We start from the raw sequence: 21,067 nt of genomic DNA, 5'->3' as shown, positions 1-21,067 counted from the left end.
GGCTTTAGGCCAAGCCCTTGCACATGACCATCCCCCGTGCGGCCCTTACCAGATCTTCACCCGATCTTCCGGCTTCAGGCTCAGTTTGCCGTCGGGTGCCGGCTTGAAGGCGTCATACCAGGCGTCGAAATTGCGCACGATGTCGGCGCGATACTGGGACGGGGCGTGGGGGTCGGTAACCAGTCGCTGGCGCAGGTTCGCCTCCCGATAGTTGCGCCGCCATACCTGCGCCCAGCCCAGAAAGAAGCGCTGGTCGCCGGTCATGCCGTCAATCACCGGGGCCGGCTTGCCGCCCAGCGAAGCATGATAGGCGTCGAGCGCGACCGCGAGGCCACCCAGATCGCCGATATTTTCGCCCAGCGTGAACGCGCCCTTCACATGCACGCCAGGGAAAGGCTCATAGGCGTCATATTGCTTGACCAGCTTGTCGGTCAGCCCCTTGAACTTGGCGACATCGGCTTCGGTCCACCACTGGTTGAGCTTGCCGGTCTCGTCATATTTCGCGCCCTGATCGTCGAAATGATGGCTCAATTCATGGCCGATCACCGCGCCGATGCCGCCATAATTGACTGCCGGGTCGGCATGGGGATCAAAGAAGGGCGGTTGCAGGATGGCGGCGGGGAAGACGATCTCGACCATGCCGAAATTGGCGTAGGCGTTGATCTCCATCGGGGTCATGCCCCATTCCCAGCGATAGATGGGCTTGCCCAGCTTGCCGATATTATAGTCGAAATCAAACTGGTTGGCGCGCATCGCATTGCCCAGCAGATCGTCACGCTGGATGGTCAGGCTCGTATAATCGCGCCACTTGTCGGGATAGCCGATCTTGGGGGTGAAGGCGGCCAGCTTCTTGTGCGCGCGCGCCTTGGCGGTGTCGCTCATCCATGGCAGGCCGTCGATGCGGCGGCCCATGGCGGCGAGCACATTTTTGACCAGGACGTCCATCGCCGCCTTGGTTTCCGGCGGGAAATATTGCGCGACATAGACTTTGCCGACTTCTTCGCCGAGCGAATCCTTGAGGAAATCGACGCCCCGCTTCCAGCGCGCCTCACGTTCCGGCGTGCCGGACAGGGTGGTGCCGTAAAAGGCGAAGTCGGCGTTGGCGATGCTGTCGGGCAGCTTGTCGGCATAGGCGTGCAGGCTGCGCAGCAGCAGCGCGTCCTTCAAAACGCCGATCGGCGCCTTGGCGATCAGCGCGGCCTCGCCAGTAATGGCGGACGGCTGGGCGACGAGCAGTTCGGTCGGGGTCAGGCCGTTGGCCTTGAAATAGGCGGCAAAGTCGAAGCCGGGCGCGGCCTTTTGCAGTGCGGCCAGCGTCAGCTTGTTATAGGTCTTGTCCGCGTCGCGGCTGTCGATCTGGGTCCAGTGAACCTTGGCGATCTCTGTTTCGAACGCCATCAGCGCGGCTGCGCGCGCCTTGGCGTCGCTTTCGCCCGCCAGTGTCAGCATATTCTCCAGATGCGCGACATAGGCGGCGCGGATCTTGGCCATTTCCGGCTTTTCATCCAGATAGAAATCGCGATCGGGCAGGCCGAGGCCGCCCTGGCTCATCGAGAGGATATAGGTTTCGGGGTCTTTATCGTCCTGCCCGACATAGAAGCGGAACGGGCCGCTGATCCCCGCGCGGGCGGCCTTGGCGGCGACAAGGGCGTAGCCGGCCTTGTCCTTCACGCCCTTGATTTCGCCCAGCCAGGGCTTGATCGGGGCCAGCCCCTTGGCCTCTACCGCGGCGGTGTCCAGATAGCTGGCATAGGCCGCGCCGATCTTGCTGTCGGGATCGTCCTTGGCCGTTTCCAGGATCGCGCGGGTGCGGGCACGCGACAGTTCGTCCAGCGTGTTGAACGCGCCATAGTTGGATTTGTCGGCGGGAATGGGGGTGTTCTTCGCCCATGTGCCGTTGGCGTGGAGGTAGAAATCATCGCCGGGCTTGACCGACGGGTCCATGCCTGCGGCGTCGAAGCCGTAGCTGCCATAAGTCGGCTTGGCGGTGGCGGTGGCGGTGGCGGGGGTCGCGGTCGAGGGGGCAGGCTGTTGCGCGTGCGCGATAGCGGCGGTCAGCGCCAGCGCGGAGGCGGCGGCGCGCAGGAAAAGGTGTTTCATCAAAGCATCCCTTGCTTGGCAGTAGGCGCAACGTAGCGCGCCCGGCATGACGGGACGTTGAACGCCTGTCCAACAGTCCTGTCCATGTCGTTGGTCGAATATTATCGGCCGTTGAAAGGATCGGAAAGGTGGATGTGGCTGGCGAGCGCGGCGGCCAGCGTGGCGGGGTTGAGCGGATCGAGCAAGGGCAGGCGGCCAAGGCTGCGGACATTGGCCAGTTGCGGGATGATCCGTTCATTTTCCTCATGCGGTTCGCCGATGAAGGCGATGCCCGCGATGGGCACGTTGCGGGCGCGAAGCGCTTCGATGCTGAGCAGGCTGTGGTTGATCGTGCCGAGCGCGGTGCGGGCGCACAGGATGACGGGCTGACCCCAATGGGCGAACAGATCGGCCATCAGCAGTTGTTCGTTGACCGGCACCAGCAGGCCACCTGCGCCCTCTATGACCAGCGGTCCATCGACCTGCGGCAGGGCGAGTCGGTCGAGCGAGATTTCCACCCCGTCGATCCGGGCGGCGAGATGGGGGGAGGCGGGGGTGTTGAGGCGATAGGCTTCGGGCAGGATATGGCTGGCGGGCAGGCCGGACAGGCGGGCAACCTCCTCCTTGTCGCCGTCGGGTTCCACGCCGGCCTGGATCGGTTTCCAGTAATGTGCGCCCAGCGCCGCCGCCAGGCCAGCGGCGAACACGGTCTTGCCAATGCCGGTGTCGGTGCCGGTGACGACATGGATGCTCATCGCACGATCCTTTGCAATTCGCGGCCCAGCGCGGCGATGTCGGCGCGGCTGACGTTGAGCGTCAGCGAGATACGCAGGCGGCTGGTGCCGGGCGGGACGGTGGGCGGGCGGATGCCGCGCACGTCGAAGCCGGCTTCCTGAAGGGCGGCGGCGGCGGCCATCGTGCGGGCGTCGTCGCCCAATATGACCGGCACGATCTGGCTGCGCGGGGTAGGCAGGCCGAGCGGGCCGCAGATCGATTCGGCTGCGTCCTGCCGCAACGTCGCCAGCCGGTCGCGCAGGTCGTCCGCTTCCTCGATCCGGTCCAATGCCGCGGACACGGCGACCGTCATCAGCGGCGATGGCGCGGTGGAGAAGATGAAGGCGCGAGCGCGGTTGATGAGATAGTCGATATGGATGCGCTGGCCGCAGATCAGCGCGCCCTCAACGCCCATCGCCTTGCCGCAGGTGTGCAGGGTGATGACGTTGTGCAGCCCGTCTAGCCCGGCAGACAGGCCGCGCCCGCCCGGACCGAATACGCCGGTGCCATGGGCTTCGTCCAGGATCAGCATGCCGTGATGCCTGGCCGCCAATTTGGCGAGATCGGCGAGCGGGGCGATGTCGCCATCCATGGAGTAGAGCGTTTCAACCGCGATCCAGATGCGCCCCTTGCCCCCTTCTGCGCGGAAGGCGGCGATCAGGTCGGCAAAGCTCTGCACGTCATTATGGCGGGCGAACACGGCGGTCGCCTTGCTCATGCGGATGCCGTCATGGGCGCTGGCGTGGATCAGTTCATCGGCAACGATCAGGTCGCCGCGCTGGGGCAGGGTGGCGAACAGGGTCAGATTGGCGACATAGCCATTGGCGACGAACAGGGTCGCCTGGGTGCGGAAGAAATCGGCGGCCTTCGCCTCCAGCCCTTCATGTTCGGGGGCATTGCCGCGCAGCAGTCGCGATCCGCCGGACCCGACCGGCACGCCGCGCCCGATCGCGTCGGCAACAGCGCCTGCAATGATCGGATCGCCCGACAGGCCGAGATAGTCGTTGGAAGCGAAATCGCGGCCCGTCCGGGGGATCAGACGGCGCAACCGGCCACGCGATTCGAGCGCGACCAGCTGTCTGGCAAAGGGTTCGGCGGTCATGGCCGGGGCTATAGGCGCGGGGGCGGAACTTCGCAAACTTCGCCCATATTCATATATGCAAATTTCAGGCGAAACCTTGCGCGGCCCCCGACGCGGCAGCGGGGGTGGGGCGGACGATGGGAAAGAGCGGGACGGGCGGAACTATAGCAGGAGGGGGTGGTGTAGGACAGGGCGACCCTTCAACGCCGATCGCCAAGGCAGATTGATGTCGCCGTGAAACGGAGGTTGGGCGTCTTGCCCAGGATCATCGCCTAGAAGCTGAACCCCAGCGACACAGACGCGACATGGTCATTGCTGTCGTCGGCCGACGGGCGGAAGCCGTGCTGGTGGAGATAGCCGATTTCCATATTCACATTTTTGGCGAGCGGCGTGGTGATGGCGATCAGGTTGCGCATCCGTTCTTCGCCCTGGACCCGCTGGAAATTGGTCTTGTTGAGATCGAAGAAGCTTTCATGGCTGAGCACCAGCGCGGTCTTTTTGCCGTCCTGAAACGGCAGCACGAACTTCACATAGGGACGCAGGCGATAGGCCGTTCCATCGACGCCGTCGCGCCAGCGCTCCTCCATCCGCATCCGTGCGCTGAGCGAGCCGCGACCGATTTTCAGGATATTGTCGGCGGTGATCTGCTGGCGGCCGCGATGCTCCATGACGGTGAAGTCGCCCCCTGCATATTGCGGATCATGGGTATAGCCCGCCCATAGCGTGACCTGCTTGCTGATCCTGTAACCGATCAGCGTATTGGATTCGACCTCGTACAGCCCCTTGCGGTCGTCACTGAAGCGCAGGACGACTTCCTGCGACAGCCGCCATTTGTCGCCCAGTTTCACCGTCGCATTGGCGGTGGTCCATAATTGTTCATCCTCGCTGGCGCGGGCGGCATTGGGCAGTGCCAGCGCGGCAAGCAGGGGCAGAAGGACAAGGGACAGGCGCATGGGTCATCATCTCCACCGCCCGACTGGCGGTGCGGCGCCTCTATGACCGTTACGTTACAATGTGGAGACTGAAAAATTGCGGTTTTGTGACACAGTGTTGCCAAGGCGAGGCTGTCACGCCGGGTTATGGGCTTTCAAAAAGGCGTCCATCTGTTCGAGAAACTCCAGCCGGTCCGCTTCGCGCGAGAAATGATGATCGGCAAGCGGTTGTTCGACATAGATATAGTCGCGTCCCTCGACCTTGCCTGCGGCCTTGAGCTTTTCGGCCATTTCGCGGGATTGGCTGACCTGAACGCGCCGGTCCTTCTTGCCGTGCATCAGCAGGATGGGCGTGCCGAACTGGCTGGCAAAATGGACTGGCGAGACTGACGCGAAATCGGGAGCCTGTTCCTTCAGCCAGTCCTGGCGCGTGCCATGGTTGAGAAAGCGACGGTCATAACGCATCATCGCCGCCAGGTCCGATACGCCGGCATAAGAGACGGCGCAGCGATATTTCGCCGGATCGCGCTGGGCCGCGCGCATGGCGGCATAGCCGCCATAGGAAGCGCCCACCATGCAGACGCGTTTGGGATCGGCAATGCCTTGCTTGACCGCCCAGTCGACCGCATCGTTCAGGTCGTCCTGCATGGCAAGACCCCATTGCCCTTCGCCCTTTTCCGCAAAGGCGGTGCCATAGCCCGATGACCCGCGATAATTGGGTTGCAGCACGGCATAGCCGCGCCAGGCGAGGAACTGCACCCACCAGTCCCAATCTTCGCTGTCACGGGCGAACGGGCCGCCATGGGGCATCAGGATGAGCGGCAGATCCTTCGCCGCCGATCCGACCGGCAGGGTCAGGACGGCGGCGATGTCCAGCCCGTCACGCGCCTTGTAGTGGATAGTCTTGACCGGGCCGAGATGGGTTTTCGTGCTGAACCGGCTGCTGACCTTGGACAACAGGCTCATCGCGCCTGCATTGGTATCATAATAATAATAGGCGCCCGGCTGATCGGCCGAGCCGACATGGACGATCATCCTTTGCCGGTCGCGGCTGAGCGATATGATGCGCGCGCGCCGATCGGGAACCGCCTTGTCCAGATCCGCCTGAATCTTGGCCAGAGTGGCGTCGAACCAATGGACCGACGGCCCGTTTGCGGTGTAGGCCACACCGGCCAGCGCCATTCCGCTGCTGTCGGTCGATATGCTGCCTATGTCGAAACCCGGAGCGGAAAAAATCTTCTTCCCCAACTCCAGCGTGGTCAGGTCCAGTTCGTAGAGGGCATCGGTGCCCTCGCGATCATCCTGCGCAATCGCCTTGTTCGGATCTGCGGTAAAAAGCAGTGGCGAGACAAGGGATTCGCCACGGCGCCGATCGGCGCGATCGATCGTTCGGAACGATGCTTTCCCGTCCGGTCGGTAGACAAGTTTCGCCGTTCGCGTCGCATCACTATAGCCCACGCCCATGCGAACCGTGCCGGCTGCGTCGGCAAACCAGCTGCGCACGAACGTTTTCGGGGCGACGACGCTGTGCATCCGTCCGGTGCTGACGTCAATTTCATCGACCCTTGGCCAGAAACCCGGCTCGTTGTAAAAAATGGATGTCTGGTAGGAGAGCATGATGCGCGGCGTGCCGTCGCGCGCCATCCAGATGACATCGTCGGCATTTTGCGCAGCGTCCTTTTTCGCCAGCAGGATCACCTTGCTGCCGTCACGTTTTATGCTGACGACGCGGCTGATATACCAGGGCGTCCCCTGCACATTGCTTTCAGCGCCCACGCCAGCAATCAGCCAGTCGTCATTGACCCATTGCCACCAGTTGAGGTCGTTGTCGCTCAACCCTATCGAGCGGATACGATCGGCCCCTTCATGAACGTCGGCGATGACGAGTCGCTGTTCGCCGTTAACCGCCACGCGGCTGGCGATATGCAGGCCGTTTGGAGAGAGGGCGGGCGCATCCATGAGCGGCAGCGCGGCGAAATCCTTGAGCGTGTAGGCAGGTGCGGCAGGCTGGGCCGGAGCAACGGTGGCGTCGGTTTGCGCCAGCGCGGCGAACGGCAGGGCGCTGCTCGCCAGCCATGTGAAAAACGCTTTCATTCCTATGCCCCCGAAACGATCAACCCCGCCCTGGGAAATAGGGCGGGGTTGGCGCTTCGTCACGATATTTTTGTCATCGTTTCAGTCCGTTGTGGGGACTACATGCCCCCATGCGCCAGCGCGGCCAGCAGCAGCAGCGCGACGATGTTGGTGATCTTGATCATCGGGTTGACGGCCGGGCCGGCCGTGTCCTTGTAGGGATCACCCACCGTGTCGCCGGTAACGGCGGCCTTATGGGCTTCGCTGCCCTTGCCGCCATGATGGCCATCCTCGATATATTTCTTCGCATTGTCCCATGCGCCGCCGCCACTGGTCATGGAGATGGCGACGAACAGGCCCGACACGATGACGCCCAGCAGCAGCGCGCCAAGGGCGGCAAAGCCGTTGGAGACGCCCGCGACGGCGGCGATGACGAAATAGACGATGATCGGCGCAAGGACGGGCAGGAGCGAGGGGACGATCATTTCCTTGATCGCCGCCTTCGTCACCAGATCGACCGTGCGGGCATAGTCGGGCTTGCTGGTGCCGTCCATGATGCCCTTGTTTTCCGCAAATTGCGCGCGGACGTCTTTTACCACGTCACCGGCGGCGCGGCCCACGGCGGTCATGCCCATCGCTCCGAACAGATAGGGGAGCAAAGCGCCCAGCAGCAGCCCGACGATGACATAGGGGTTGGAGAGGCTGAAATCGACCGGGGCGGTAAGGCCCAGCGCCGAATTGTAGAATTTCAGATCCTCCGTATAGGCGCCGAACAGCACCAGCGCGGCAAGGCCCGCAGAGCCGATGGCATAGCCCTTCGTCACCGCCTTGGTCGTGTTGCCAACGGCGTCGAGCGCGTCGGTCTTGACCCGGACGCTGTCATCGAGATGCGCCATTTCGGCAATGCCGCCGGCATTGTCGGTGACAGGGCCATAGGCGTCGAGCGCCACGACCATCCCGGCAAGCGCCAGCATGGCGGTTGCGGCAAAGGCGATGCCGATCAGGCCCGCCAGCTGATGGGCGACGATGATGCCCGCGACGATGACCAGCGTGGGCAAGGCGGTCGATTCCAGGCTGACGGCCAGCCCCTGAATGACGTTGGTGCCATGGCCGGTTTCGGACGCCTTGGCGATGGAGCGGACCGGGCGATAATTGGTGCCGGTATAATATTCGGTGATGACGACGAGCAGCCCGGTGACGGCCAGCCCGACCATCATCGACCAGAACAGGTCCATGCCGGTATAGCCGCCGACCCCGTCCAGATCCGCGCCGAACACCGCGTTCATGTCCCCCAGCGTGCGCCAGCTGACATAATAGATGGCCGGGATGGAAAGGATCGCGGTGACCCAGAAGCCCTTGTAGAGCGCCCCCATGATCGACTGGCTGGACCCCAGCCGCACGAAATAGGTGCCGATGATGGAGGTAATGATGCACACCCCGCCCACGATCAGCGGGAGCGACATCAGGCTCATCTTGAAGGCATTGTCGACGCCCGCGACCAGCAGCGCGATCAGCACCATGGTTGCGCCGACGGTGACGACATAGGTTTCGAACAGGTCGGCGGCCATGCCCGCGCAATCGCCGACATTGTCGCCGACATTGTCGGCGATGACGGCGGGGTTGCGTGGGTCGTCTTCCGGTATGCCGGCTTCGACCTTGCCCACCAGATCCGCGCCGACATCGGCGGCCTTGGTAAAGATGCCGCCGCCAAGGCGCGCGAAGATGGAGATGAGCGACGCGCCGAACGCCAGCGCGACGAGGCTGTCGATGACGAGGCGATCGTCGGGCGCATGGCCAGCAGGGCCGGTCAGATACCAGAAGAACAGGCTGATCGCGAGCAGGGCAAGGCCCGCCACGAGCATGCCGGTGATGGCCCCGGCGCGGAAGGCGACGGTGAGGCCGCTTTGCAGCGTGCCGCGACAGGCTTCAGCGGTGCGGACATTGGCGCGCACCGAAATATTCATGCCGATAAAACCCGCCGCACCCGACAGGATCGCGCCGATCAGGAAACCGACTGCCGAAGTCAGCCCCAGAAAATAGAATACCAGCAGCGCGACGACCGCGCCGACAATGGCGATGGTGGTATATTGGCGGCCCAGATAGGCTTTCGCCCCTTCCTGAATGGCGGCGGCGATCGATTGCATGGTGGCGTTGCCCGCAGGCGCATTGAGCACCTGCCGGCTGGTGAACAGGCCGTAGAGCACGGCCAGCAGGCCGCACCCTATGGCGATGATGACGATTGGCATAGACATTCCTCTCCCCCGTTTATGACTTTCATCGTCCGCTCCGCAGGGAATGACGGGCGAACGAAGGGCGCATAGGCGGGCGGCCGGACGGAGGGGGTCCGGCATCTGGCACCGCGTCAATCAGCAACAGGCACACGCACATAAGCGGTCCAACCGGGCTGAGAATAGGGTGAGATGAAGCTACAGACCCGGCAGCGCGCGTCAAGCGGGTTGGGGGACTATCCGTGTTCCCAGCCAAGTGTGGCCGGTAATGGCACGGTTGCGCCGTCGATCATGAGGGTCAGGCCCGCCCCGGCGCTGACATGGCCGATGCGGTTGGCGCGGACGGGGGGCGTTTCGCCGCGCGGCAGGGTGAAGAGCAGTTCATAGTCGTCCCCGGCCTGGGCCGCGGCGATCTGCACCGCGGTGCTGGCCCCGCGCACGCTCTCCAGCGCGGGGGACAAGGGGATATGGTCGATGGTGATGGCGACGCCGCTGGCCTGCGCCATCCGCTGCGCGTCGATCAGCAGGCCGTCCGACAGGTCCATCATCGCGCTAGCGAGCGGGGCGATCAGCGCGCCTTCGGACAGGCGGGGACGGGGGCGGCGATAGGCGTCGACCAGCGGGCCGGACGCGCCGGGATCGGCACGGGCAAGGGTGAGGCCGATGCCTGCGTCGCCGACCGGGCCAGTGACATAGAGCATGTCCCCCGGCTGCGCGCCGTCGCGGGTGGGGATGGGGCCGCCTGCCTCGCCGATCGCGGTCAGCGTGTAGCTGCGTGGCGCGCCATCGGGCATCTTGACCGTATCGCCGCCCAGCAGCGGCAGGCCATGGCGGTCAAGCGCCTCGCCCAGCCCGTCGAGAAAGGCGGCGTCCCACGCTTCGTCGCCCGACAGCGCATAGTTGAGCAGGCAGCCGACCGGCCGTGCGCCCTTGGCCGCGAGGTCGGACAGGTTCACGGCGGCGAGTTTCCAGCCAATGTCGGCGGGCGGATCGGTGGGGAGATAATGGACCCCCTCCACCATCGTGTCGCTGGTGAGGATGAGGTTTGTGTCGCCGACCGGCAGGATCGCGACGTCGTCCATCAACCCCTGCGCGGCGGGATGGTTGGCCAGCAGGCGCAGCAGGGCGAGGAAGCGGGATTCGGCGGACATCAATGCTTGCCTTGATAACGATATCGGTCGCTATTCAATTGCCAACCCGACGGTACCCCCATCATGATTCGGGCAGCGCCTTTGGAAAATATCGGACCCATTGGCACCATACTCATGCCCGCACTCGCCGCATTTCAAAACATAGATGAATTGCAGATGGTCATTTCCGGGAAGATCAGTTTTTCGGAGAACCTTTTGCCGATTTCGGTTTTCGTAACCTATTTCAGTTGTGCCCCTGCCTTCCCTCACAACTACCCCCGCGCGTCCTTGGCCACGGCATCCAGCAAGCCGTTGACGAAGCCGGATTCGCGCTTGTCGTAGAAGGCGTGGGCGACATCGACATATTCGCTGATGATCGTCGCGGTCGCGATGTCGGCGCGGGCCAGCAGTTCATAGGTGCCCGCACGCAGGATCTGGCGCATCGGCTTGTCGAGCCGGTCTAGGCTCCAGCCGCTCGACAGGCGGGCGACGATCAGCGCGTCGATCTCGTCCCGGCGCTTGTCCACGCCGGACACGATATCATCGAAGAACGGCTCCTCCGCCGGGGCGTAGGTGACATCCTCGATCGTGGCGCCCAGGCGATGGGCATGGAATTCGTGCAGCAGGACATGGACGGGCGTACCCTCCATTTCGAGCTGGTACAGCGCCTGGACCGCGGCAAGGCGCGCGGCGGAGCGGGATTTGGAGCGTGCGTTCATAATGTCTTCCTTAGCCGTTCGGGCTGAGCTTGTCGAAGCGGCTTCGCCTTCGGCTCTGCCCAGCCCTTCGACTTCGCTCAGGGCGAACGGAATTTATGTTAAACGGAGAGATACTGACGCCGCGTGCGCTGGCAGGCCTTCGGCTTCCGCCAGCGCCACAGCCGCCGGGCCGATCGCGCGGATCGCGGCATCGTCGAGGCTGAGGAAGCTGGTGCGTTTCATGAAGTCCAGTACCGACAGGCCCGACGAGAAGCGCGCGCGGCGGCCCGTGGGCAGGACGTGGTTCGGCCCGGCGACATAATCGCCGACCGCTTCGGGTGTCATGCGACCCAGGAAAACCGACCCGGCATGGCGTACCTTGGCGAACAGCGCGTCGGGATCGTCCACGGCAAGTTCGAGATGTTCGGCGGCGAGGCGGTTGACCAGCGGCATCGCCTCTTCAAAATCGCGCACGATGATGATCGCGCCATTGGCGGCCCAGCTGGCGCGGGCGACCTTTTCCGTGGCGAGCTGGCCAAGCTGCGCGTCGACCGCGCGATCGACTGCATCGGCAAAGGCCGCGTCATCGGTGAACAGGATCGACTGGCTGGTCGGGTCATGTTCGGACTGGCTGAGCAAGTCGGCGGCGATCCAGTCGGGATTATTCCTGCCGTCCGCGACGACGACGATTTCCGAAGGCCCGGCGACCATGTCGATGCCGACCACGCCGTAAAGCTGGCGCTTGGCTTCGGCGACCCAGGCATTGCCGGGGCCGGTGATGACGTCCACCGGCGCGATCCGGTCCGTGCCATAGGCCAGCGCGGCGATGGCCTGCGCCCCGCCGACGCGCCAGATTTCCTCTATCCCCGCAATCTGCGCGGCGGCCAGCACCAGCGGGTTGATCTCCCCATTGGGGGTGGGCGTGACCATCGCGATGCGCTGCACGCCCGCGACCTTGGCCGGGATGACGTTCATCAGCAGCGAACTGGGATAGGCGGCGCGCCCGCCCGGTACATAGAGGCCCGCTGCGTCGACCGCGCTCCAGCGCGCGCCCAGGCGCACGCCCGCGCTGTCCACGCCGTCGCTGTCCACCGGACGCTGCTTTTCATGATAGGCGGTGATGCGCGCGGCGGCGAGTTCGAGCGCGCCGCGCAGCGGGGACGAAAGCGTGTCGAGCGCGGCGCGGGTTTCCGCCGCCGTCACGGCCCATCCGGTGACGTTCAGGTCATGATGGTCGAAACGCTGCGTATAGTCGGCCAGCGCCGCGTCCCCGTTCGCGCGCACGGCTTTCAGGATCGCGGTGACATCGCGCGAGACATCTTCATCGGCTTCGCGGCGCGCGTCGACCAAGTCGGTGAAGGCGGCGGCGAAATCGGGCGCGGTGGTGGTGAGGCGCTGGGTCATGGACGTGATCCTAACGCCAGAAAACCGCGTGCTCCCGCGCAGGCTGGAGCCCAGTCGACAGGGCGGAGCTGGGCTCCCGCCTGCGCGGGAGCAGGGTAGTTCCAGTCACGCCGCATCCTTGACCCCCACGGCCTTGCGAAACGCCTCCACCATTGGCGCGAGTTCGGCCGAGCGCATCTTGAAGGCGGCGCGGTTGACGATCAGGCGGGCGGAAATGGGCATGATGATGTCGGTTTCGACAAGGCCATTGGCCTTGAGCGTCGCGCCCGACGAGACAAGATCGACGATACGACGCGACAGGCCGAGCGAGGGGGCCAGTTCCATCGCACCGTTCAGCTTGACGCATTCCGCCTGAAGCCCGCGCGCTTCATAATATTTGCGCGTCAGGTGCGGATATTTGGTGGCGACGCGGACATGGCTGATCGCGGCTTCATCCTCGTCGGCAAGGTCCGCGGGCTGCGCGACCGACAGGCGGCAATGGCCGATGTCGAGGTCTACGGGCGCGTAGAGTTCGGAATAGTCGAATTCCTCGACTACGTCCGATCCGACAATGCCGATCTGCGCCGCGCCATGGGCGACGAAGGTGGCGACGTCGAACGCGCGCACGCGGATGATCGAGACATTGGCGTGATTTGTCGCGAAGCGGAGCGCCCGGCTCTTCTTGTCATGAAATTCCGCCTCCGGCTCGATACCGGCTTTGGCGAGCAAGGGCAGCGCTTCATCGAGGATGCGGCCCTTGGGAATGGCGAAGGTGAGGGTGCGAGTCATGACGCGCGGGCCTTAGCGGGGCCGGGGGGGGAGGGCAAGGATTTGGGGGGGGATAGCTCTTGTCGGTACCTCACAAGTGAATATGCTTAGGATATGCGCTTTCCAACTCGACGTCTGCTATTGCCTTGGCTGCCTATGCTCCTTGGTTTCTTTCTCTCTGACGCAACATCGAAGGGCTGGAAGTACGCTTGGGCAAATCTGCCTGAACGCGCTTTGATTATGGCGATCTTGGCGCTTATCGTCACATTGATGTCTTGGTACTGGCAGGGACGCAAACGGCCCTTTCAATAGCAATCTGTCGTCATCCCGGCGGAAGCCGGGATCCCGCTTCTTCTGTGGCTCGCGAAGAAAAGCGGGATGCCGGGTCAAGCCCGGCATGACGAGGTGGTGGAGGTCAGGCCACTTCCGCCATCGCGCTCTGCGTGCTGGCGATCCAGCCGCCGCCCAGCACATGGTCGCCATCATAGAGCACCGCCGCCTGCCCCGGCGCGACGCCATATTCGGGGGTGTCGAACAGCAATTGTCCGTCCACCAGACGCGCGGGCACGGGTTTGGCCATAGACCGCACCTTGGCCGTCAGTGGCCCGGCAAAGTCGCGGCCCAGCCAGTTGATGTCGGTGAGGGTCGCGCCCGATACCGCCAGTGCGGCCTTTGGTCCCACGATCACGCGCTTGGCCGCTGCATCCAGGCGGATGACGTAGAGCGGATCGGGCTGGCCGCCGATTTCCAGCCCCTTGCGCTGGCCGACGGTGAAATGGATCATCCCCTTGTGCCGGCCCAGCACCCGGCCATCGACATGGACGATGTCGCCGCCTTCGTCCGCGTCGGGGCGCAGTTTACGCACGATCTTGGCATAATCGCCGTCGGGGACGAAGCAGATGTCCTGGCTGTCGGGCTTCAAGGCTACGGCCAGCCCCAGTTCGGCGGCGATTTCGCGCACCTGGGGCTTGGGCAGGGCGCCCAAGGGAAAGCGCAGATAATCAAGCTGCGCCTGGGTGGTGGCGAAGAGGAAATAGCTCTGGTCGCGGGCGGGATCGGCGGCGCGGTGTAACTCTGCGCCCTGCGGCCCCTCCACCCGGCGGACATAATGGCCGGTGGCGAGGCAATCGGCCCCAAGGTCGCGCGCGATCTGGAACAGGTCGGTGAATTTTACCCCCATATTGCATTTGACGCAGGGAATGGGGGTACGCCCAGCCATATATTCGTCGGCAAAGTCGGCAATCACGGATTCGCGAAAGCGGCTTTCATAATCGAACACATAATGGGCGATGCCGATGCGGTCCGCCACGGCGCGCGCGTCGCGTATGTCCTGCCCGGCGCAGCAGCTTCCCGTGCGGCCGACCGCCGCGCCATGATCGTAAAGCTGGAGCGTGACGCCGATCACTTCCGCGCCGGTTTTGGCGGCGAGCGCGGCGACGACGGAGGAATCGACCCCGCCGGACATGGCGACGACGATGCGCCGCGCGTCAAACGGACCTGCCAACTGGAATTGGGCTAGCTGAAACTCTGGCTGCATGGCTGTGCCTATAGGGATGATGGGCGTCGGGTGCCAGTGTTTCAGCTTTGCGACGAAGCGAGCGCGCATTTACCGACCCTTATCCATTGCCGCGTAGAAGCAGCGTCATGGATTTGAGTTTTCTTAGGACAGGCGGGCTTACCCCCGCCCATGCCAGACCCCTTGGCCGCGGACGCGTGCCGGTCTGGCCGTTCCTGCGCGCCGCCTGTGCGGCACAGCAGGCGGCCAGCCCGACGGCGCTGGCGGTTGCGGGCGTCCTGCGGGGGCAGGATGGAACGGAAGACTGGATTCAGGAACTGTCGGGAATTTTCGCGCCACGTTCCAGCGGCATGATCGAGGCCGTTCGGCTTGCAGGAAGCTTTAATCCGCTGATCGCGAACCGTTTAGCTGTGGGGAAAGGATGATGAAGGTGGCGTTTACCTTGGCGCTTTAGCCGTTCTTCAGGGCTGAACATATATCAAGGTTTCGCTGCTGGATTTGACAACGCCAGCGCCGCTTTTGAGGGTAGGAATGATTGAAAACCAGAAAATACGACCAGCCCAGGTCGTCGGGCCGCTCGGAGAACCGCTGACGCTGGACAGCCTGCCGCCACCGGACACGACCCGATGGGTCGTGCGGCGCAAGGCGGAAGTCGTGTCGGCCGTCAACGGCGGGTTGCTGACGGTGGATGAAGCGTGCGCGCGCTATAATCTGACGCTGGAAGAATTTGCCGGCTGGCAGCGGGCGGTCGACCGGTCGGGCATGCATGGCCTGCGCGTGACGCGCATCCAATATTATAAATCCCTCTATGAGCGGCAGCAGAAATATTAATCTGTCGCCCAGGCATCGCTGATGCAGCATGAAAAGGGGCCGCCGGACAGTATCCGGCGGCCCCTTTTGCGTGAGGGCCGGTCCTGAAACGTGCCCTTGCGCAGCCGCACCGATAGCGGCCGGGTGGCGCTGAAATGGTCGGCGGCGGCAAAACCGCCTGTAACGACGCGGGACGGGGATGGTTTCCCGCCCGGAATCATTTTTGGCTCATGGAACGCTCCGCCCCGTGCACCGTTAATCCCGCAGCACCCAACCCGCTGGGGGCGTGGTCAAGGAGAGTAACATGGGCATCATTATGTGGCTTATCGTCGGAGGCATTATCGGCTGGCTCGCCAGCATGATCATGCGGACCGATGCGCAGCAGGGCATCCTGCTCAATATCGTCGTTGGCGTCGTCGGTGCGTTCATCGGCGGCATGATTTTCAGCGGCGGTTCGATCAACAATGCCGGCCTGTCGCTGTACAGCTTCCTGGTGTCGCTGGTCGGCGCAGTCATCCTGCTGGCGATCGTCAATCTGGTCCGTCGCGGGTCGGTGCGCTAACCGCACCCCTGGAAAGACTGACCACCCAAAAGACCGCGCCCCAACCGGGCGCGGTCTTTTCATTATGTCCCGCCTATCGTCGCGCGGCGAACCAGCGATAGAGCGCCAGCACGGCGACCGATCCCAATATGGCGGCGATGAAACCTGCCCGCTCACCCGGCGCGTAGAAGCCCGCGAGTCGGCCGACGAAGCCCGCCAGCAGGGCACCGGCGATGCCCAGCAGGATCGTGACGATACAGCCGCCAGGATCGCGCCCCGGCATGATCAGCTTTGCGATTGCCCCCGCCAGCAGGCCGATGATGATCCAACCCAGCAAGTCCATGGCCCGCTCCTCCCTGTTGATCTTCGCGCCCACGCGCATAGCGCCATAATCGGGCGCTTTTGGCAAATGAATCCGCTGACGGGCGGAAATTGCAAATGATTGCGCTAACAATTCCGCCTGCTCTTTCCACCGTTCCGGTTTATACAATCGCGCAATATCGCTTTGCCCTCCCCCTTTGACCCATGATATTGGGGGTTGAGGCCGGTGCTATATTGATATAATACAGTTGCTGGATGGCGAAGCGCCGGAGAGACAGAATCGCATGAATTACGAAACCCAGGTCACGGCCGACTCAGCGGTCGTCATCGACGATGAGGATGCGCGTGCGCGCAAGCGGCGGCTGTTGCTGGTCGCGGCAGTGGTCATCGTGGCGCTGGTCGGCGGTGCGGTATGGATTTCGACCAGGGGTGGCGGCGCCGCTGCGCCTGCGGTCACGGCACAGGTGCCCGTCGTCACCGTCAACAGCCCCGGTCAGTCGACCGTCGCGCGCACGGTGACCGCCACCGGATCGCTTGCCGCGCGGATCGACATGCCGGTCGGCGTCGTGGGTGAAGGCGGCATGGTCACCCGCGTCTTGGTGCAGCCGGGCGACTGGGTTCGCGCCGGGCAGGTGCTGGCCGTGATCGAACGGTCGGTGCAGGCGCAGCAGGTCAATTCGCTCGCCGCGCAGGTCGATGTGGCCCGCGCCGACGCCAAGCTGGCGCAGGCGCAGCTGGATCGCGCCAAGGCGCTGGTCGGGCGTGGTTTCATCAGCGCAGCGGATATCGACCAGCGCACCGCGACGCGCGACGCGGCCGTGGCCCGCGTCAATGTCGCCGTCGCCCAGCTGGCCGAACAGCGCGCCCGCACCGGGCGACTGGATATTCGCGCGCCCGCCAACGGCCTGGTGCTGACCCGCGCGGTCGAGCCGGGGCAGATTGTGGGCTCTGGCAGCGGCGTGCTGTTCCGCATGGCCAAGGATGGCGAGATGGAATTGCTGGCGCAGGTGGCCGAGGGCGACCTGGCGACGCTGCGTGCGGGCAACAGCGCCATTGTGACCCCCGTGGGTAGCAAGGACCAGTTTGCCGGACGGGTATGGCAGGTTTCGCCTGTAGTCGATCCGCAGACGCGGCAGGGCATTGCCCGCATCGCGCTCCCCTATCAGCCCGCGATCCGGCCGGGCGGCTTTGCGTCCGTAACGATCACCAGCGGGTCGGGCAACGCGCCCTTGCTGCCGGAATCGGCGGTGCAGAGTGATCCCAAGGGTAATTATGTCTATATCGTCAATGCCAAGAATGAAGTCGAACGGCGCACCGTGACCGTGGGTCAGGTGTCGGAGGCTGGCGTTGCCGTGACGAGCGGCATCACGGGCAATGAAAAGATCGTGACGTCGGCCGGCGCCTTCCTGACGCCGGGACAGAAGGTCAAGCCGGAGCGCCTGAAGGCTTCGTAAGAATATTCGGCGGCCCGCATCGGGGCGGCTGTGCGACGGAATGAACGGACGGATTGCGTCCGGCGAAGGAAGCTGTAGCCCATGAATTTTCGTAATATATCGGCTTGGGCCATTCGCAATCCGGTGACGCCGCTCGTCATGTTCGCGGCGCTGTTGCTGGCTGGTCTGGTCAGCTTCAGCCGGATGGACATCAATAATAATCCCGATGTCAGCTTCCCGATGGTCAGCGTGGTCGTCAGCCAGCCCGGCGCGGCCCCGACCGAACTGGAAACCCAGGTGACCCAGCGGGTTGAAGCGGCGGTGCGCGGCATCAGCGGGGTCGATGAAATCACGTCCTTCGTGTCCGAAGGCCGATCGCTCAGCAACATCCAGTTCGCGATTGGCACGCCCGTCGACCGGGCGGTCAACGACGTCAAGAACGCTGTCGATCAGATCCGCAGCGACTTGCCCGACGGCATATTGGAACCGCAGGTTACCCGCGTCGACATCGACGGCGGGCCGATCGCCTATTTCAGCGCCGAAGCGACCGACATGACGCTGGAGGAACTGTCCTGGTATGTCGACAATACGGTCGCAAAACGGTTGCGGTCGGTCAGCGGCATGGCGGCGGTCAACCGCGGCGGCGGGGTGAGCCGCGAAATCCGGGTCATTCTGGACCCGGCCAAATTGCAGGCGTTCGGCATCACCGCGGCGCAGGTGAACCAGCAGCTCAATCAGGTCAATCTGAACGCAGCGGGTGGGCGCACCGAAATCGCAGGCGCCGAACAGTCGATCCGCGTGCTGGGCAACGCCGCCAATGCGCGCGACCTGGGCGCGACGCAGATCGCCATCAGCGGCGGACGCACGGTCAAGCTGGCCGACATCGCCGATGTGCGCGACATGTATGCCGAACAGCGCAGCCTGTCGCTGATGAACGGGCGCCAGGTCACCAGCTTCAGCCTGGAAAAGGCCAAGGGATCGTCCGACGTCACTGTCTATGACGATGCGATGAAGGAGCTGGAAAAGCTGAAAAAGGAAAACCCCAAGGTTACCTACAAGCAGCTTTATACGAGCGTCGATTATACCAGAGAGCAATATCATAGCGCGATGGCCGCGATGATCGAGGGCGCGGTGCTGGCCGTGGTCGTCGTGTTCCTGTTCCTGCGCGATTGGCGCGCAACGATGATTTCGGCCCTGGCCATCCCGTTGTCGGCCATCCCGACCTTCTGGTTCATGGACATGCTGGGCTTTACGCTGAACGGCATTTCCTTGCTGGCGCTCAGTCTTGTGGCCGGCGTGCTGGTCGACGATGCGATCGTGGAGATCGAGAATATCGTGCGGCATATGCGGATGGGCAAAAGCGCCTATCAGGCGTCCATCGATGCGGCTGACGAAATCGGCCTTGCCGTGCTGGCGACGACGATGGCGATCGTCGCGGTGTTCCTGCCCGTCGCGCTGATGCCGGGGATTTCCGGGCAGTTCTTCATCCAGTTCGGCATGACCGTGGTCGTATCGGTTCTCATGAGCCTGGCGGTCGCGCGCCTGATCACGCCGATGATCGCCGCCTATTTCCTCAAGGCCCATGGCGCGGCAAGTCATGGCGAGGGGTGGTTGATGGATCGCTATATGGCGGTGCTGCGCTGGTCGCTCGACGAACGCCGCGCCATCGCCCATCGCGCGCGCGGCGGCTGGCGTCGTTTCACCAGTGTTTTCCTGGACCACCGGATGTGGACGGTCGGCTTCGGCTTCCTGGCGTTCATCGCCACGATCGCCGCCTTCGCCACGCTGCCGATGACGTTCCAGCCGGTCATCAACACCGATTTCAGCCAGGTGAAGATCGAAACCGTGCCGGGCAGCACATTGGCGCAGACCACCGCCATCACGCGCAAGGTGGCCGATATGCTGGCCGCCGACAGCGATGTCGTGGAAGCTGCCTTTGCCGATATTGAAACCACCAGTGCCGACATATTCCTGACGTTGAAAAAGGATCGCCCCATCTCTTCGGTGGAATGGGAACGCAAGGTTGCGCCAAAATTCCAGACGATTGCGGACGCGCGGGTGAATTTCCAGTCGCAGTCGGGCGGCGGCTTTGGTCGCGACATCATCCTGATGTTCGGCTCTGACGATCCGGTAAAACTGGAGTCGGTGGCCAATCAACTGGTCGCGGAAATGTCCAAGATCCGCGAACTGCGCGCGCCGCGCGTGCAGGGCGACATGCAGCGCCCCGAAATCATCATCAAGCCGCGGCTGGACCTGGCCGCCAGCATGGGGGTGACCACTGCGGCGCTGAGCCAGACGATCCGTATCGCCACGATCGGTGAGATTGACCAGAACAGCGCGAAATTCTCTCTGTCGGACCGCCAGATTCCGATCCGCGTGTCGATCGCCGAGGATAGCCGCAAGGATTTCAGCACGATCGAAAATATGCCCGTACCCACCATCAATGGCGGATCGGTGCCGTTGAAGGTTGTCGCCGACATCAGCTTTGGCGCGGGACCGACGCAGATCCGTCGTTATAACCAGATCAGGCGCATCGTCGTGGGCGCCGATCTGGCGCCGGGCATCGTGACCAGCGAAGGCATGGCCAAGCTCAACGCTTTGCCGCTGATGAAGGCGATCAACGAAGGCCGCGTGCCGGGCGTGCAGAAGATCAATGCGGGTGATGCCAAGTGGCAGCTGGAAATGCTCCAGAATTTCGCCATCGCCGTGGTGTCGGGCATATTGCTGGTGCTCGCGGTGCTGGTGCTGCTCTACAAGCGGATCATGCCGCCCTTCGTCAATCTGGGGTCGCTGCTGCTTGCGCCCCTTGGCGGCGCGCTGGCGCTGCATGTCGCGGGGCAACCGCTGTCGATGCCGGTGTTCATCGGCCTGCTGATGCTGCTGGGGATCGTGGCCAAAAACTCCATTCTCGTCATCGACTTCGCGCTGGAGGAGATGGAGAAGGGCGTGCCCAAGTTCGAGGCGATCATGGATGCAGGTCACAAGCGCGCCCAGCCGATCGTCATGACCACGGTGGCGATGGTCGCGGGCATGGTGCCCACGGCTCTGTCGCTGTCGGGCGATGGCGCCTGGCGCGCGCCGATGGGCATTACCGTGATCGGCGGGCTGATCCTGTCCACCGTGCTGACGCTGGTGATCGTGCCGGCGACCTTCAGCCTGGCGATCGCGATCGAAAGCTGGGTCGGGCCGCGCCTGGGCCGGGGGCTGCTGACCTACAAGCCGGGCGACGACAAGGAGACGCCGGGGCACGTGCAACCGGCGGAATGACGCGCGCGGTGCCCTTCCCAAAAGAACGCTTTG

17 protein-coding genes are annotated in these 21,067 nt (G+C 63.9%); 5 read left to right on the top strand and 12 right to left on the bottom strand.

Going from position 1 to position 21,067, the window contains the following annotated elements:
- Positions 1 to 45: 45 nt before the first annotated feature.
- From IWY39_RS08770 to mnmA, 11 genes are all read right to left on the bottom strand, one after another.
- A complete protein-coding gene (locus tag IWY39_RS08770) occupies positions 46 to 2,100 on the bottom strand; it encodes a M13 family metallopeptidase (protein WP_196871420.1) in 2,055 nt (684 codons plus the stop codon).
- 101 nt (positions 2,101 to 2,201) lie between these two features.
- On the bottom strand, positions 2,202 to 2,834 hold the full coding sequence (bioD, locus tag IWY39_RS08765) for a dethiobiotin synthase (protein WP_107124313.1): 633 nt from the start codon (positions 2,832 to 2,834) through the stop codon (positions 2,202 to 2,204).
- Positions 2,831 to 3,955, bottom strand: a complete 1,125-nt coding sequence (locus IWY39_RS08760; protein WP_107124314.1) for an 8-amino-7-oxononanoate synthase — start codon at positions 3,953 to 3,955, stop codon at positions 2,831 to 2,833. The genes bioD and IWY39_RS08760 overlap by 4 nt, the downstream gene beginning before the upstream one ends.
- A 251-nt stretch (positions 3,956 to 4,206) precedes the next feature.
- On the bottom strand, positions 4,207 to 4,887 hold the full coding sequence (locus IWY39_RS08755; protein ID WP_107124315.1) for a DUF2490 domain-containing protein: 681 nt from the start codon (positions 4,885 to 4,887) through the stop codon (positions 4,207 to 4,209).
- A gap of 114 nt (positions 4,888 to 5,001) precedes the next feature.
- A complete protein-coding gene (locus IWY39_RS08750; RefSeq protein WP_107124316.1) occupies positions 5,002 to 6,960 on the bottom strand; it encodes an alpha/beta hydrolase family protein in 1,959 nt (652 codons plus the stop codon).
- A 98-nt stretch (positions 6,961 to 7,058) separates the two neighbouring features.
- Positions 7,059 to 9,185, bottom strand: coding sequence for a sodium-translocating pyrophosphatase (locus IWY39_RS08745; protein WP_017181113.1), 2,127 nt, complete (start codon positions 9,183 to 9,185; stop codon positions 7,059 to 7,061).
- Positions 9,186 to 9,403: 218 nt separating this feature from the next.
- Positions 9,404 to 10,318, bottom strand: coding sequence for a thiamine-phosphate kinase (gene thiL, locus IWY39_RS08740; RefSeq protein WP_107124317.1), 915 nt, complete (start codon positions 10,316 to 10,318; stop codon positions 9,404 to 9,406).
- Positions 10,319 to 10,569: 251 nt separating this feature from the next.
- The gene (nusB, locus tag IWY39_RS08735) at positions 10,570 to 11,016 is read right to left on the bottom strand and encodes a transcription antitermination factor NusB (protein WP_107124319.1); all 447 of its coding nucleotides are present in this window, start codon (positions 11,014 to 11,016) and stop codon (positions 10,570 to 10,572) included.
- Between the two features lie 93 nt (positions 11,017 to 11,109).
- Positions 11,110 to 12,399, bottom strand: a complete 1,290-nt coding sequence (gene hisD, locus IWY39_RS08730; protein ID WP_107124320.1) for a histidinol dehydrogenase — start codon at positions 12,397 to 12,399, stop codon at positions 11,110 to 11,112.
- A 105-nt stretch (positions 12,400 to 12,504) separates the two neighbouring features.
- On the bottom strand, positions 12,505 to 13,167 hold the full coding sequence (gene hisG / locus IWY39_RS08725; protein WP_017184332.1) for an ATP phosphoribosyltransferase: 663 nt from the start codon (positions 13,165 to 13,167) through the stop codon (positions 12,505 to 12,507).
- A gap of 394 nt (positions 13,168 to 13,561) precedes the next feature.
- On the bottom strand, positions 13,562 to 14,683 hold the full coding sequence (gene mnmA, locus IWY39_RS08720) for a tRNA 2-thiouridine(34) synthase MnmA (protein ID WP_107124321.1): 1,122 nt from the start codon (positions 14,681 to 14,683) through the stop codon (positions 13,562 to 13,564).
- A 107-nt stretch (positions 14,684 to 14,790) separates the two neighbouring features.
- Between mnmA and IWY39_RS08715 the strand changes: the two genes are divergently transcribed.
- The 3 genes from IWY39_RS08715 (at position 14,791) to IWY39_RS08705 (ending at position 16,034) form a co-directional block, all read left to right on the top strand.
- Positions 14,791 to 15,087, top strand: coding sequence for a hypothetical protein (locus IWY39_RS08715; RefSeq protein WP_181316691.1), 297 nt, complete (start codon positions 14,791 to 14,793; stop codon positions 15,085 to 15,087).
- A gap of 106 nt (positions 15,088 to 15,193) precedes the next feature.
- Complete coding sequence (sciP, locus tag IWY39_RS08710; RefSeq protein ID WP_006952381.1) at positions 15,194 to 15,493, top strand: CtrA inhibitor SciP; 300 nt, start codon at positions 15,194 to 15,196, stop codon at positions 15,491 to 15,493.
- Positions 15,494 to 15,776: 283 nt separating this feature from the next.
- On the top strand, positions 15,777 to 16,034 hold the full coding sequence (locus IWY39_RS08705) for a GlsB/YeaQ/YmgE family stress response membrane protein (protein ID WP_017184327.1): 258 nt from the start codon (positions 15,777 to 15,779) through the stop codon (positions 16,032 to 16,034).
- 73 nt (positions 16,035 to 16,107) lie between these two features.
- On the opposite strand, the gene IWY39_RS08700 is transcribed toward IWY39_RS08705, so the two are convergent.
- On the bottom strand, positions 16,108 to 16,356 hold the full coding sequence (locus IWY39_RS08700; RefSeq protein WP_026002607.1) for a GlsB/YeaQ/YmgE family stress response membrane protein: 249 nt from the start codon (positions 16,354 to 16,356) through the stop codon (positions 16,108 to 16,110).
- 262 nt (positions 16,357 to 16,618) lie between these two features.
- Here IWY39_RS08700 and IWY39_RS08695 point away from each other — a divergent pair, with 262 nt between their 5' ends.
- Together IWY39_RS08695 and IWY39_RS08690 are read left to right on the top strand one after the other, a co-directional pair.
- The gene (locus tag IWY39_RS08695) at positions 16,619 to 17,788 is read left to right on the top strand and encodes an efflux RND transporter periplasmic adaptor subunit (RefSeq protein WP_107124460.1); all 1,170 of its coding nucleotides are present in this window, start codon (positions 16,619 to 16,621) and stop codon (positions 17,786 to 17,788) included.
- Between the two features lie 81 nt (positions 17,789 to 17,869).
- Positions 17,870 to 21,034: an efflux RND transporter permease subunit gene (locus IWY39_RS08690; RefSeq protein WP_107124324.1), complete on the top strand. Its 3,165-nt coding sequence runs from the start codon at positions 17,870 to 17,872 to the stop codon at positions 21,032 to 21,034.
- The last annotated feature ends 33 nt before the right edge of the window (positions 21,035 to 21,067 follow it).

Source organism: Sphingobium sp. JAI105, assembly GCF_015752145.1.
In the GTDB taxonomy this organism is placed as follows: domain Bacteria; phylum Pseudomonadota; class Alphaproteobacteria; order Sphingomonadales; family Sphingomonadaceae; genus Sphingobium; species Sphingobium xenophagum.
Note: the sequence above shows the minus strand (reverse complement) of the source record. Positions and strands in the feature narration are given on the sequence as shown.

What these genes read in the sequence shown, in the direction of transcription:
- IWY39_RS08770 (WP_196871420.1), bottom strand. Translation starts at nt 2,100, where the DNA reads ATGAAACACCTTTTCCTGCGCGCCGCCGCCTCCGCGCTGGCGCTGACC.
- bioD (WP_107124313.1), bottom strand. Translation starts at nt 2,834, where the DNA reads ATGAGCATCCATGTCGTCACCGGCACCGACACCGGCATTGGCAAGACC.
- IWY39_RS08760 (WP_107124314.1), bottom strand. Translation starts at nt 3,955, where the DNA reads ATGACCGCCGAACCCTTTGCCAGACAGCTGGTCGCGCTCGAATCGCGT.
- IWY39_RS08755 (WP_107124315.1), bottom strand. Translation starts at nt 4,887, where the DNA reads ATGCGCCTGTCCCTTGTCCTTCTGCCCCTGCTTGCCGCGCTGGCACTG.
- IWY39_RS08750 (WP_107124316.1), bottom strand. Translation starts at nt 6,960, where the DNA reads ATGAAAGCGTTTTTCACATGGCTGGCGAGCAGCGCCCTGCCGTTCGCC.
- IWY39_RS08745 (WP_017181113.1), bottom strand. Translation starts at nt 9,185, where the DNA reads ATGCCAATCGTCATCATCGCCATAGGGTGCGGCCTGCTGGCCGTGCTC.
- thiL (WP_107124317.1), bottom strand. Translation starts at nt 10,318, where the DNA reads ATGTCCGCCGAATCCCGCTTCCTCGCCCTGCTGCGCCTGCTGGCCAAC.
- nusB (WP_107124319.1), bottom strand. Translation starts at nt 11,016, where the DNA reads ATGAACGCACGCTCCAAATCCCGCTCCGCCGCGCGCCTTGCCGCGGTC.
- hisD (WP_107124320.1), bottom strand. Translation starts at nt 12,399, where the DNA reads ATGACCCAGCGCCTCACCACCACCGCGCCCGATTTCGCCGCCGCCTTC.
- hisG (WP_017184332.1), bottom strand. Translation starts at nt 13,167, where the DNA reads ATGACTCGCACCCTCACCTTCGCCATTCCCAAGGGCCGCATCCTCGAT.
- mnmA (WP_107124321.1), bottom strand. Translation starts at nt 14,683, where the DNA reads ATGCAGCCAGAGTTTCAGCTAGCCCAATTCCAGTTGGCAGGTCCGTTT.
- IWY39_RS08715 (WP_181316691.1), top strand. Translation starts at nt 14,791, where the DNA reads ATGGATTTGAGTTTTCTTAGGACAGGCGGGCTTACCCCCGCCCATGCC.
- sciP (WP_006952381.1), top strand. Translation starts at nt 15,194, where the DNA reads ATGATTGAAAACCAGAAAATACGACCAGCCCAGGTCGTCGGGCCGCTC.
- IWY39_RS08705 (WP_017184327.1), top strand. Translation starts at nt 15,777, where the DNA reads ATGGGCATCATTATGTGGCTTATCGTCGGAGGCATTATCGGCTGGCTC.
- IWY39_RS08700 (WP_026002607.1), bottom strand. Translation starts at nt 16,356, where the DNA reads ATGGACTTGCTGGGTTGGATCATCATCGGCCTGCTGGCGGGGGCAATC.
- IWY39_RS08695 (WP_107124460.1), top strand. Translation starts at nt 16,619, where the DNA reads ATGAATTACGAAACCCAGGTCACGGCCGACTCAGCGGTCGTCATCGAC.
- IWY39_RS08690 (WP_107124324.1), top strand. Translation starts at nt 17,870, where the DNA reads ATGAATTTTCGTAATATATCGGCTTGGGCCATTCGCAATCCGGTGACG.